8 protein-coding genes are annotated in these 13,485 nt (G+C 61.6%); 5 read left to right on the top strand and 3 right to left on the bottom strand.

Going from position 1 to position 13,485, the window contains the following annotated elements; genetic code table 11:
* Positions 1-41 precede the first annotated feature (41 nt).
* Positions 42-695 (bottom strand): TetR/AcrR family transcriptional regulator, encoded by a 654-nt coding sequence (locus tag OHL11_RS00880; RefSeq protein WP_263369584.1) that lies wholly within the window; start codon positions 693-695, stop codon positions 42-44.
* Positions 696-834: 139 nt separating this feature from the next.
* Here OHL11_RS00880 and OHL11_RS00885 point away from each other — a divergent pair, with 139 nt between their 5' ends.
* The 3 genes from OHL11_RS00885 to OHL11_RS00895 are packed head-to-tail and all read left to right on the top strand — an operon-like array spanning position 835 to position 6,735.
* A complete protein-coding gene (locus tag OHL11_RS00885; RefSeq protein WP_263369585.1) occupies positions 835-2,076 on the top strand; it encodes an efflux RND transporter periplasmic adaptor subunit in 1,242 nt (413 codons plus the stop codon).
* A 7-nt stretch (positions 2,077-2,083) separates the two neighbouring features.
* A complete protein-coding gene (locus tag OHL11_RS00890) occupies positions 2,084-5,308 on the top strand; it encodes an efflux RND transporter permease subunit (RefSeq protein WP_263369586.1) in 3,225 nt (1,074 codons plus the stop codon).
* Positions 5,308-6,735: an efflux transporter outer membrane subunit gene (locus OHL11_RS00895; RefSeq protein WP_263369587.1), complete on the top strand. Its 1,428-nt coding sequence runs from the start codon at positions 5,308-5,310 to the stop codon at positions 6,733-6,735. Before OHL11_RS00890 ends, OHL11_RS00895 begins: the two co-directional genes overlap by 1 nt.
* 239 nt (positions 6,736-6,974) lie before the next feature.
* Here OHL11_RS00895 and OHL11_RS00900 read toward each other — a convergent pair whose 3' ends face one another.
* Positions 6,975-8,831, bottom strand: coding sequence for a translocation/assembly module TamB domain-containing protein (locus OHL11_RS00900; protein WP_263369588.1), 1,857 nt, complete (start codon positions 8,829-8,831; stop codon positions 6,975-6,977).
* A gap of 117 nt (positions 8,832-8,948) precedes the next feature.
* On the opposite strand from OHL11_RS00900, the gene OHL11_RS00905 reads away from it, so the two are divergent.
* Together OHL11_RS00905 and OHL11_RS00910 are read left to right on the top strand one after the other, a co-directional pair.
* Positions 8,949-11,021, top strand: coding sequence for an ABC-F family ATP-binding cassette domain-containing protein (locus tag OHL11_RS00905; RefSeq protein WP_263369589.1), 2,073 nt, complete (start codon positions 8,949-8,951; stop codon positions 11,019-11,021).
* Positions 11,021-11,698, top strand: a complete 678-nt coding sequence (locus OHL11_RS00910; RefSeq protein ID WP_263369590.1) for a DUF6624 domain-containing protein — start codon at positions 11,021-11,023, stop codon at positions 11,696-11,698. The genes OHL11_RS00905 and OHL11_RS00910 overlap by 1 nt, the downstream gene beginning before the upstream one ends.
* A 123-nt stretch (positions 11,699-11,821) precedes the next feature.
* On the opposite strand, the gene OHL11_RS00915 is transcribed toward OHL11_RS00910, so the two are convergent.
* Entirely contained in the window at positions 11,822-13,483 is a 1,662-nt protein-coding gene (locus OHL11_RS00915) for a Na+/H+ antiporter (RefSeq protein ID WP_263369591.1), read from the bottom strand.
* Positions 13,484-13,485: the final 2 nt, after the last annotated feature.

Raw genomic sequence — 13,485 nt, forward strand, 5'->3', positions numbered from 1 at the left:
CTCGAGGCAGCCACGAACGGGTGCCCCAGGCTGCTCGACCACTACACCATCGCGTTGTACTCGGCCACCAGCTTCACCTGCTCGCGGATCACTTCCTCGAGCTTGCGATGCAGCTCCACCTTCGGCAGACCCAGCGGATCAAAGTAGTGCTGCAGCGCGAGGCCATCGAGCGTGGCCGCGAAGATCGCGAACGCGCGCCGCTGCTGCTTCATGTCGCGCAGCAGAAACTCAGGGAAGACACGCAGTTTATGCGTCGCACCACGCACGCACATGCCTGCGTGAAGATCGGCAAGCCGCTTCGTCGCATGAGGGTGGCGCACGGCGTACATCTTGAACTCGATGAAGAGCAACATGCGGTTGCGATCGCGCAGGATGCGCTCAAACTGCACGATGATCTGTGCAATGCGATCTTCGAAGGAGGCTCCGATGTCGATGGTGCGGAAGTAGATGTCGCTGTCCTGCGCGATGTACTCCTCGAAGAGTGCGAAGAAAAGGTCTTCTTTGTCGGCGAAGTGCGTGTAGAGCGCACCGCGCGTCTTTCCGGCTTCTGCAGCAATGTCCTGCAAACGTGCGACTTCGAAGCCGTCGCGCGCAAAAATGCGACGCGCAGCGTCCATCAGGTCTTTGCGCGTCTGCACGGCGCGATCCTGCTGCGGGGCCTCGGGGGTTTTCTTCGCTGGAACCTTTTTTCGCACGGTCAAAATCTCGTCAGTCGCAAAACTTCTGAATCCCACCTATGGGATGCCACATCGCATGAAAAGATACATGCGTGTATGTTTTCTTTTCAACGTAAAAGATTCAGCGCGCAGCTTCGAACGATTCCAAGGAGTTTCCATGAGTAAGCAAGCCCTCTTCAGCGCGAAGCGCTCTTACAGCCGCGCGGTCCTCGGCACCACTTCCGCAGTGGCCCTGCTGGCTGGAGCGACCGTTCTGCTCGCCACCGGCTGCGAAAAGAAAGAAGCAGCGCCGCAGTTTGGCCCGCTGCCCGTCTCGGTCGTTACCGTAGCTTCCGGCGACACGCCCCTGAACAACCAGTGGGTCGGCACGCTGGACGGCATGGTGAACGCCACCATTCAGCCGCAGGTCACCGGCTACCTCGTCAAGCAGGACTACCGCGAAGGTTCGGCGGTCACTAAAGGCCAGGTGCTCTTCGAGATCGACCCGCGCACCTTCCAGGCCGCGGTAGACCAGGCCAAGGGCCAGGTGGCTCAGGCGCAGGCGGCGCTGGTGCAGCAGCAGGCTGCGTTGAAGCTCGCACAGATCAACGTGACGCGCGACACGCCGCTCGCGGAGCAGAAGGCGATTGCGCAGGCCACGCTGGACAACGAAGTGCAGACGCAGGCACAGGCCGAAGCCAATGTGAAGGCTGCGGAAGCGCAGATCGCCTCGGCAAAGGCGACGCTCGAGTCCGCGCAGATCAACCTCGGCTTCACCAAGGTCCGTTCGCTGATCTCCGGCGTTGCCGGTCAGGCTGTCACGCAGATGGGCAACCTGGTTTCGCCGCAGACGCAGCTCACCTCGGTCTCGCAGCTGGACCCGATCAAGGTCTACTTCTCGCTCAGCGATGGGGAGTACCTTGCGCTCGTCGGCCGCGCCGCGAAGGGTGACGCCGACCTGTTGAAGTCCGCCAGCAATGTGCCGCTCACGCTGACGCTCGCCAACGGCGACGCTTACCCCTACAAGGGCAAGATCGCTTTCGTCGACCGCCAGATGAACCAGCAGACGGGCGCCATCCGCATCGCGGCTGTCTTCCCGAACCCGAAGAGCGTGCTGCGTCCCGGCCAGTTTGGTCGCGTCTCCGCAACGACTGACCTGAAGCGTGGCGTGATCACCGTGCCGCAGGTTGCGGTTACGGATCTTCAGGGCATCAAGCAGGTCTACACCGTCGGCGCCGACAACAAGGTGCACATTCTCAACGTGCAGATCGGCGACGAATCTGGCAGCGACTTCATCGTGAACGGCGGATTGCAGCCGGGCACACGCGTCATCGTCGACAACCTTCAGAAGCTGAAGGAAGGCGCGCCGGTTTCGCCGCATGCAGCGGCACCGGCAGCCGCATCCACGGAAGCGAGGTAATTTCTCCGTGTCAAAATTCTTTATCCGTCGTCCCATCGTCGCAATCGTCATCGCGATCATCACGGTCATTGTGGGCCTGGTGTCGATGTTTACGTTGCCGACCTCGCAGTATCCGAACATCGTCCCGCCGGAAATTCTGGTGCAGGCCACCTACCCCGGCGCCGATGCACGCACCCTTACCCAGGCCGTCGCTACGCCGATCGAGCAGCAGATGAACGGCGTGGACAACATGCTGTACATGTACTCGGTGAACGCGAACAACGGTCAGACCGCGGTCTACGTCGACTTCGACGTGAAGACCAACGCGGACACCGACCAGATTCTGTCGCAGCTTCGTGTATCGCAGGCGCAGGCGCAGTTGCCCGCGCAGGTGACCACCGCGGGCCTCACCGTGCAGAAGGCGCTCACCTCGCCGCTCATGCTCGTCGGCATCAACTCCAGCAACAAGCAGTACACCGACAACTTCCTATCGAACTACGCGATCATCAACGTTGAGGACGAAATCGCGCGTCTGCCCGGCGTCAGCCGTGTGCAGGTGTTCGGTGGACAGTACGCTCTGCGCGTCTGGGTGAACCCCGACAAGATGGCGCAGCTCGGCGTCACCGCGACCGACGTCATCGCTGCCCTGCAGACACAGAACAACGTGAACCCTGCCGGTCAGATCGGCGCCGAGCCCGTACCGAACGGTCAGCAGTACACCTACACGGTGCGCACGCAGGGCCGTCTGGTACAGCCTGAGGAGTTCGGCAACATTGTTGTGCGTGCCAACGCTGACGGTTCTGTGCTGCACCTCAGCGACGTAGCGCGCATCGAGCTCGGCGAGCAGATGTACGGCATGAACGCCCGCTACAACGGCGCTCCCGCCGGCATGATGGCGATCTACCAGCTGCCCGGCTCCAACGCCGTGCAGGTGGCCGCCGCCGTCAACAAGCGCATGGCCGAGCTGCAGAAGAACTTCCCCCCGGGCATCCGCTACGACATCCCGCTCGACACGACCAAGGCCGTGAGCGCGGGTATTCATGAAATCGTGCTGACGCTCGGCATCGCTCTCGCGCTCGTGATCCTGGTGGTGTTCCTCTTCCTCCAGGGCTGGCGCGCGACGTTGATCCCGCTGCTGGCTGTACCGGTGTCGTTGATCGGCACCTTCCTGCTCTTCCCTTTGCTCGGCTTCAGCATCAACACGCTGTCGCTCTTCGGTCTCGTACTCGCGATCGGTCTCGTCGTCGACGACGCCATCATCGTGGTGGAAGCGGTCGAACATCACATCGAGCAGGGCATGAGCCCCACCGATGCCACCTACAAGGCCATGGAAGAAGTGGGCGGACCGGTCGTCGCCATCGCTCTCATCCTGGCTGCGGTGTTCATCCCGACAGCAGCGATCCCCGGCATCACGGGTCGCCTGTATCAGCAGTTCGCTGTGACCATCGCCATCTCGGTGTTGATCTCGGCCTTCAACGCGCTGACGCTTTCGCCCGCACTTTCGGCGCTGCTGCTCAAGCCTAAGGACCACAACAAGAAGCCGGGCCTGCTCGGTCGCTTCTTCGACTGGTTCAACCGCATCTTCGGTCGCACGACAGATGCATACGTCGGCACCTCGCGCGTGCTCATCCACAAGTCCGGCATCACCATGCTGGTGCTTGCGGGCATCGCGGTGGTGGCTGTGTTGATGGGCGCTCGCCTTCCTTCGGGCTTCATTCCGCAGGAAGATCAGGGCTACCTCTTCGCTGCCATGCAGTTGCCGGACGCAGCGAGCATGCAGCGCACGCAGCAGGCTTCTGCTGAGGTGACGAAGGCACTGCTCGCCACGCCGGGCATCAACGGCGTCGTCGCCGTCAACGGCTTCAGCCTGCTGACGCAGGTGCAGAGCACCAACGCGGCCTTCTTCTTCATCGCGTTGAAGCCGTGGGATGACCGCACCTCGAAGGAAGAGCAGATCGACGCGATCCAGAAGTCTGTGGCGATGAAGCTTGGCGGCAACCCCGCCGGCCTCGCCTTCAGCTTCCCGCCGCCGGCCATTCCGGGTATCGGTACGTCGGGCGGTGTGACGATGATCGTCGAAGACCGCTCGGGCAAGGACAACCCTGACTTCCTCACGCAGAACCTCTACGCCTTCCTCGGCGCGCTGAAGAACCGCAAGGAGATCGCAGCAGCCATCCCGTCGTATCTGCCCGCAGTACCGCAGCTCTACGCCGAAGTGGACCGCGAAAAGGCGATGCAGCAGCAGGTGGATCTCGGCAGCGTGTACAACACGATGTCGACCTTCATGGGCGGCTATCTCGTCAACTACTTCAACCGCTTCGGTCGCCAGTGGCAGACGTACGTGGAAGCCGAAGGCGAGTCGCGTACGAAGATCGACAACATCAACCAGTTCTACGTGCGCAGTGCGAACGGCAGTCAGGTTCCTCTGGCCTCGCTCGTACACGTGAAGAAGATCAACGGACCTGAGTTCGTGATGCGCTTCAACGAGTACAACGCGGCACAGTTGAACATCAGCGCTGCACCGGGTGTCAGCTCGGGCCAGGTACGTCAGGCGCTTGAAGAAACCTTCAAGCAGACGATGCCGGAAGGCATGGGCTTTGACTACAACGGCATGAGCTATCAGGAGCAGAAGGCCGCGGAAGGCGTGCCGACGTGGGCCGTGTTCGCACTCTCACTGACCTTCGTCTTCCTCATCCTCGCTGCGCTGTATGAAAGCTGGACGCTGCCCTTCAGCGTGTTGCTCTCCACGCCGGTCGCTATCCTCGGTGCGTACCTTGCGCTGACGATGCGTTCGATGGAGAACGACATCTTCGCCACCATCGGTCTGGTCATGCTCATCGGCCTCTCCGCCAAGAACGCCATCCTGATCGTCGAGTTCGCCGTGCAGAACTACAAGAGCGGCATGACGATCGCGGAGTCCGCACTCGAAGCTGCGAAGCTGCGCTTCCGCCCGATCATCATGACGGCGCTCGCGTTCATCTTCGGCTGCTTGCCGCTGTGGACGGCCTCGGGTTCCGGTGCGGTTTCGCGTCGCATCCTCGGCACGGTGGTGATCGGTGGCATGTTGCTCGCCTCGGTCGTCGGCATCCTCATGGTGCCGGTTACGTTCTCGGTGGTGGAGTTCCTCGCGCACCGCTTCCGTAAGGGCGGCAAGGGCACGAACATGGACTCCAACCCCGACTTCGATCCGAAGGAAGCGGGCAAGGCCGCTGGCCTGCATAACGATAATGCCTCGGAAGGAGGTCACGCTTAATGACTCCGTTCACACAGTCCTTCTCTTTACGTAAGGCCTCGGCAGCAACGCTGATGTTTGCAGCGTTGCTGACCACGGGCTGCCTCGGCCCGAAGTACAAGCGCCCGGATGTGCAGGCACCGCCTGCCTTCCGCGGCGCGGACAACGCCGAGATCTCGAGCGATCCCAAGGCCTCGCTCGGTGATCAGCAATGGAGCGCGGTCTTCCGCGAGCCGGAGCTGCAGCAACTCATCACACAGGCGCTCACCGCGAACTACGACATTCGCATCGCCGCTCAGCGTGTGCTCGAAGCGCAGTCGCAGGTGAAGATTACCCGCGCCGCGCAGTTCCCCACGCTCAACGCGGGCGGATCGGGCGCCGGTGCGTACCTGCCTAACTCGCTTTCGAACACGCTCGGCGAAAACCCGCTGGCGTTCGGCAGCTTCAATCTGTCGGCGGCATGGACTCCGGATTTCTGGGGCCAGTACCGCAAGCAGACCGAAGCCGCACGCGACCAGATGCTCGCTCAGCAATGGGCGCAGAAGGCCGTGCGCATGACGCTCGTGGGCCAGGTGGCGACGAGCTACTTCACGCTGCGTTCGCTCGACGAGCAACTCCTCATCGCGCGCAACACGCTGAAGGCTCGACAGGACTCCGTCGACCTGACGCGCAAGCTCAGCGACGGTGGCCGCGCGCCGATCTCCGACCTGCGCCAGGCAGAGCAGTTGCTCTACACCGCGCAGGCAACGATCCCGCAGCTCGAGCAGCAGCGTGATCAGCAGGAGAACGCGATGCGTCTGCTGCTGGGCCAGACGCCCGGCACGGTCGTGCACACGGACAAGGAAGCACTCGCACCCATTCCGGAGTCGCTGCCCGTCGGCATTCCGTCGCAGTTGCTGGAGCGTCGTCCTGACATCCAGCAGGCGGAAGCGCAGTTGATGGCGGCGAACGCGCAGGTCGGCGTGGCACGCGCACAGTTCTTCCCGTCGCTTTCGCTGAGCGCCTCCGCGGGTCTCGGCGGCAACGACTGGAACAACCTCTTCGATCCCTCGGGCCACACGGTCTATGGCATCGGCTCGCTGGCGCAACCGATCTTTGCCGGTGGCAAGATCAAGGGCAACTACGAGCTGTCGAAACAGCAGAAGGAAGAGATGGTCCTGACGTATCAGAAGACCATCCTCGGCGCCTTCCGCGATGTTTCGAACGCACTGATCGCGACCAACAAGCAGAAGCAGATGCGTGAAGCGCAGCAGAAGCTTGTGGATGCGGCGCAGGATGCTTCGCGGCTTGCACGTATGCGCTATCAGGCTGGCGCAACGACGTACCTCGAAGTGCTGACCAACGACACCAACCTCTTCTCTGCGCAGTTGAACCTCATCAACGCAGAACAGAGCGAGGCACTCTCGCTGGTGCAGCTCTATCAGGCACTCGGCGGCGGCTGGCAGTAAGTCTCAACGCAACGCAACAAACAACGGCCTGCGCACCACGCGCAGGCCGTTGTTCTTTCTTCTCCTCACCTTACCCGATAGTCTTGATATCCTTCGCGCTGCGACGAACCGGGTGCCCCAGGTCTCGGTTTGCTGAGACCTGGGTTGCAGGGTGCATGAGGAAACCACAAGCCTTGCAACAACAGGAGTCACTCACCTCTCTCTCCCACCTCTCAACGTCGAGAGGTGGGAACGCGACATTACTTCTCCGGCGCGCGATCCTTCTTCTCCTCCGCCTGATCCTTCGCAAGCTTTTCTTTCTCCTTCTCCGCCTGCGCCTTCATCTTGGCGTAGTTCTTCGCGTCTTTTTCTTTCTGCTTGCGCTCTTCCTCGGGTGTGGGCTTCTTCTTGTCGTACTTCATCTCGCCCATCGACTGCTTGATCTTCATACCCTTGCCGATCTCGGCAGCCGTGTCGTCACCATGCTTGAAGGCAAGACCGAAGTGCAGATCGTCCTTGATGCCAGAGATCTCGATCGGCAACTGCACGCCCGCACCGTTCTTCTTGAAGAGCGGATCGACCGGCTTCAGCAACCAACTCTTCCAGCCACTGATCATCTGCGAAGCCGTGGCGTCGGTGCGCACGATGCCCTTGAAGTCGAACGCCTCATCCGTCAGGCCGTACACGCCCTGCATCTTGATGTGCGCGCCCGGCATTTCGTACACGATGTTGTTGAACATCGCCTGCCCGTTCTTCAGCACGAACGCTGTTTTCACCTGGCCGGTCACATCGGGCGAGCCATTCGTTGCGGCAATCGCCATCGTGTCCGCTTTGCCCTGCGCGCGCTGGCTCAGGCCATCCATGCGGTCCTGAAGCTTCTGGTTCGTCAGCACCATGCCGTTGATCGTGATGTTGCCCGCCAACTCGATCTTCTGTGCAACGCGCTCCTTGCCCGGAGGAATGTGAATGTGCGTCTTCAGCGAAAGCACGCCGTGCATCACCGGCTTCGGGCCCTTCATCGCAAGAGCCAGCACGTCACGCATCTGTCCCTTGTCGATCGTCGCATCGAGGTTCACATCATGTCCCTTCCCCTTGATGTTCACAATCGAGCCGCTGCAGAGGATCGGCGTGCCGCCAAGCATCGCGTGTACAGGATCAAGCGTCGTGTCGCCGGTCGTGGCATCCACATAGGCGTGATACTGCGTGTGCAGCGGCACCGGACGATCGCTGATGTCGAGCGAGAAGTTGTCTACATCCGCTTCGCCATCCGTGGTCATCTTCTCCAGCACACCCACGAACTTGCCCTTCGCATTCATGATGCCGCCCAGACCTTTGATCGAATCCATGTCTGCGTTGTTGAAGGTGTAATCACCATCAACGTACGTCTGGCGAGGGTTCTCCGCATTCCACGGACCAACGTGTCCCTGCGCGTGAATCTCGCCCTTGGGAATCGGGTTCTGGATGACGGTCGTATACGTGGCCGGGTGGCTTGCGCCCAGATCATGCACATACAGATCGTCGAGGTCCCACTCCTTGGACTCCTTGTTCGGGTCCTTGTTCTCGATGATCAGGCGCACCCTGCGACCGCGGAGTTCGTCCACGATGAAGGCGATCTTCGGCTTGGTCCTGGGGTTCGTCGGGTCGGCGGCCGTGCCATTGTCCTTGGGTCCGAAGAGCTTCTTGCGCTCCTCGCCCGCAGGCAGGTCCACGGTAACGCCTTCCACGTTCACCACGCTGATGTGTGTCTTCGGACGCATCAACTCACCCCAGGTGGAACGGAAGGTGAAGCGGTCCACGCCAATCAGCACACGATGCGGGTCGGTCTTGCCCTGGATCCCACCCGGAGGCGGAGCGTTGTACGGCACGCGCAGTCCGCCGCCCGTGACCTCGATACCCTTCAGCAGCGAAATGTCCAGCGTGTCCAGCTCGACGTTCGTATTCAGCCGCTCCGAGAGTGTAGCGATGATGCGTTTGCGGAGAATGGGCGCTGCGTTATGCAACACATATTCGGCCACGGCAAAAAACGCCACGACCACCACCAGAACACTACCTGCGGTCCACTTGAACCAACCGCTCTGCCACCAGCTTCGACGCGTCCGCTCTGCTGTCGCCATCATTCGCTCACCGTTCGAGCTACATCCTTACGGGGATGTGTCGCCTTCGTTCCTGTTTGGATGCGCTCAACAAGATTCCCGCTGCCGGAAGCTACACGATAAGGTGCGAAAATAGAGGGGATGCTTCAACTCTCAGGCGCCGGCAAACGTTTCGGCCACAAGCTCCTCTTTCAAGACGCCAACTGGCTGATCACGCCCAACGAGCGCACCGGTCTCGTGGGCGGCAACGGCACAGGTAAGTCCACGCTGCTCAAGATCATCGCCGGTGTCGAGGGCCTCGACTACGGCCAGCGCACGCTGGTCAAAGGCATGACCATCGGCTACCTGCCGCAGGACGGCCTGGCGCTCGTGGGCAAGACCGTCTTCGAGGAGTGCCTCTCGGTCTTCGACGAACTCCGCAACATGGAGAAGGAGGCCGAAGAGATCACGCACGTGCTCTCCACCGCCGACCCGAAGAGCAAAGAGTACGAGGCCGCAGCCGATCGCTACTCAGAGATCGCCGACCACCTGCACGCGCACGACATCTACACGCTCGACGCGCAGGTGGGTGCAGTGCTGCAGGGCCTCGGCTTCAGCAAAGAAGACTGGGAGCGCAAGACCGAGGAGTTCTCCGGCGGCTGGCAGATGCGCATCGCGCTCGCCAAGCTGCTGCTGCAGAAGCCTTCGCTGCTGCTGCTCGACGAGCCGACGAACCATCTCGACCTCGAAAGCCGCAACTGGCTCGAAGAGTACCTGAACACCTACGAGAACGCGTTCATCCTCATCTCGCACGACCGCTACTTCCTCAACGCCGTCATCAAGAAGACGGTGGAGGTGTGGAACAAGCGGATGCACGTCTACCACGGCAACTATGACAAGTACCTCGTGCTGAAGGAAGAGCGCAAGACGCAGCTCATCGCCGCGTACAAAAACCAGAAGGACCGCATCGACGCGCTCGAGGCCTTCATCAATCGCTTCCGAGCGCAGGCTACCAAGGCCAAGCAGGTGCAGTCGCGCATCAAGGAACTCGAGAAGATCGAGCGCATCGAGATCCCCGAAGAGGAAGCGACGATCCACTTCAGCTTCCCGCAGCCTCCGGCGTCGGGTCGCACCGTGCTTGAGGTCAACGGCCTCGTCAAGGACTACCCCGCGCCCGATGGCGGCACCAAGCACGTGCTCGCGGGCCTCGACTTCACCGTCGAGCGCGGCGACCGCATCGCGCTTGTCGGCATGAACGGTGCCGGTAAGTCCACGCTCATGCGTTTGCTCGCAGGCTTCGACAAGCCGACCGCCGGCACGATCAAGCACGGCCACAACGTGCTCGCCGACTACTTCGCGCAGGACCAGTACAAGGTGCTCGACGGCAACGCCGAGATGCTTACCGACATCACCGGCTCGAACCCGCGCGTGGACACCGTGACGCTGCGTTCGCTGCTCGGATGCTTCATGTTCTCCGGCGACGATGTGTACAAGAAGCTGGGCGTGCTGAGCGGTGGCGAACGCAACCGCTACGCCATGGCGAAGATGCTCGTCAGCCCCGCAAACCTGCTGCTGCTCGACGAGCCGACGAACCATCTCGATCTGCGCGCGAAAGACGTTCTGCTCGAAGCGATTCGCGACTTCACCGGCACGGTGATCTTCGTCTCGCACGATCGCTACTTCATCGACGCACTCGCCACGCGCGTCTTCGAGGTCGAGGACAAGCGCCTGCACATCTACCCTGGCAACTACGAGGACTATCTCTTCCGCAAGGGCGGCGGCCTGGCCGCGAAGCCTGCAGAAGACCTGCCCGGTGGCAAGGTGGACTCTGCTACCGGCATGTTGAAGCCGGTGAAGCAGGTCGGCGTTGCCGAAGAGCCGAAGAAGAGCGAGCCGATTGTGATCGCCAGCGAGAACTTCGAGGAGGCCTTCCCTTCGACGCATGAGATCGCAGGTTCACTCCAGCCCGTAGCACCGGCCGCGCCGAAGCCGCAGGTAAAGCGTCTGAACCCGTTCAAGCTGAAGGAACTCGAGAACAAGGTGAACGCGCTCGAAGACGAGCTTGGCGACATCGATGCGCGCATCAAGGCCGCCGAGCAGCAGCAGGCGATGTTTACCAGCGCAGAGTCCGCACAGAAGCTCGCCGCAGAGATCGCATCACTCTACTCGCAGCAAGTCGCAAAGACCACCGAGTGGGAAGAGCTGGCACAACAGCTTGAGGAGCAACAAAGCTAATGAAGACGCGCACGCTGATCGCCGCCCTTTGCCTTGCCACCGCTCCGCTTGCGCTCCATGCGCAGGACGATTGGCAGAAGAAGCTCGCTGCACACCACGCTGAACTCGTGAAGGCGAATGGCAACGGCACGCAGCCCGATCTGCGCGATGAGTTGCTCGCCATGCGCAAGCGCGACCAGGATGCGCGCTTCAAAAACATCGCCGACACGCAGGCGAAGAAGCCCACCGACGCACACGAACTCGTGGTGCTCGATGGCGAACTCACCGACGAGCTGAAGCAGATCGTCAGCGAACACGGCTGGCCGACGATTCACATGGTCGGCTATGACGCGTCGAAGGCTGCAGGGCTGATCCTCATCCACTCTGCGGACCACGCGTGGCAGCGCAGCCTTTTGCCGCAGCTTGAATCGCTGGTGAAAGAGAACAAGATCGAGGGCGACGACATTGCGCTCGTCGTAGACAAGGAACTGATCGCTGCAGGCAAGCCACAGCGCTACGGCACGCAGTTCAAGTTCGTCGATGGACAGGCGATGATGTACGCGGTCGAAGACTCCGCGCATCTCGACGCACGCCGCGAGCAAGCGATGCTGCCGCCCATGGGCGCGTACAAGAAGATGCTCGGCGAGATGTATCACGTGCCGGTGTCGGACGTGATCATCAAGCCGGACGCGAAGTAATCGCACCTCTCGAACGGGTGCCCCACGTCGCGATTCCTGGAGACGTGGGTTTGCAGGATGCCCAGGGAAGTCGTGGCCGCCCGTCCCGCTTTCATCTTTCAACGTGATTCTGCTGAGGCTCTTTTATCGCTCCGCCGGAAGCTGCTCGCCGAAGCTCTCAAAGCGCGTCTCCGTGAGGTCAAGCTCGCGCTCGAGCTTGCGCCACACATCGTCGCCGATGGCGCCTTCTTCGCGAATCGCCAACAGCGTCTCGCGCTCCACACGCACCGACTCACGCATCAGATCGGCACGCCGCGAGTGGCGTTGATGCTCGCTCTCATGCACCGGCTTCTGCGAAAGCCCCATTGCACTCTGCTTCGCGCGCAGGGCCGACAAGCGGTGCTCGTAGAGATGCATCATGTCTTCGAGATCGTGCTCGTGGTCTTCGTCATTCGTTTCATTGCGCTGCTTCTTCAGCTGACCAATCGCCGCGCTGAGCACGCGGCAACGTGCGTTCAACTCTTCTTCCATCAGCTCGCTCGAGCCGTCGAGGCCCAGCTTGCGAATGAACACCGGTAGCGACAGCCCCTGCACCACCAGCGTGAAGAGGATCGCCGCAAAGGTGAGGAAGATCACGAGATTGCGTTGCTGAAACACTTCGCCATCGCCCAGCGTGTACGGCAGGCTATACGCTGCGGCGAGCGACACCACTCCGCGCATACCTGCCCAGCCCACCACAAAAGAACTCTTCGCGTCGGGCGGCGCAGCGTCTTCGCGATGCGTGATCGCCTTGCGAATCATGAAGGAAAGCTTCGCGCCCGGGAAGACCCACAACATGCGCAGCGCCAGCAGCAGCACGCTGAAGCCGATGCCGTACTTGAGCAGCGTCCACGGATCGTTGTGGCGAATGCCCGTAAGAATCTCGGGCAGCTGCAGGCCGATCAGGATGAAGACGATGCCGTTGAGCAGAAAGTCCAGCGCCTTCCATGCGGCCAGAATCTCCAGACGCGCAGGCGCTGAAAGATAGCGCGAGCTGCGGCGGCTGAGGAACAGCCCGCAAACCACCACGGCGATCACACCCGACGCACGCGCTTCTTCGCCGACAAGGTAGGCCACATACGGCACCACGAGGCTCGCGACCATCTCAAGTTCGCTGCTGTCGATCCAGCGCTCCACGAACGACATCACAACGCCCAGCCCCAGGCCCACGCCGATACCGCCGAAGACCAGCCACGCCAGGCGTCCGAGGCCTTCCATCACGGTCGGCGTCTGATGGCCCATCATCAGGCCGATGCCGAACTCCAGCGCCAGCAGCGCGGTCGCGTCGTTCAGCAGGCTCTCGCCAGAAAGCACCGCCGTGACACGTGGCGAAAGGCCGAGTTTCGTCGCAATGGAGTTCGCGGCCACCGCGTCCGTCGCGGCGACGACCGCGCCCAGCAGGAAGCCTGCGCGGAAGTCCAACTGCGGAATGAAGTGGTCTGCAAAATGGGCGACGCCGAAGACCGTGAAGCCCACCAACCCGATGGCGAGCATCGAGATCGGCCAGAGGTTGCGCTGGAAGTCGCGCCAGTTCGTTTGCCACGCAGCGGCGTAAAGCAGCGGCGGCAAAAAGATGGTGAAGACGATGTCCGGTCGCAGCGGAATGCGCGGCATATGCGGCACAAAAGAGATGCCAAGCCCTGCGACTACCAGCAGGATCGGATACGGCACGCGAATGCGCTCTGCCAGCCCCGCGAAGAGCGCAATGGCGAGCAGCAAAAACAGCAGCAGCGCCTGGAACGAATCGGTCGTGAAAGAAGTCGGCATCG

Origin of the sequence: Granulicella cerasi (assembly GCF_025685575.1) — a bacterium.
Taxonomy (GTDB): Bacteria; Acidobacteriota; Terriglobia; order Terriglobales; family Acidobacteriaceae; genus Granulicella; species Granulicella cerasi.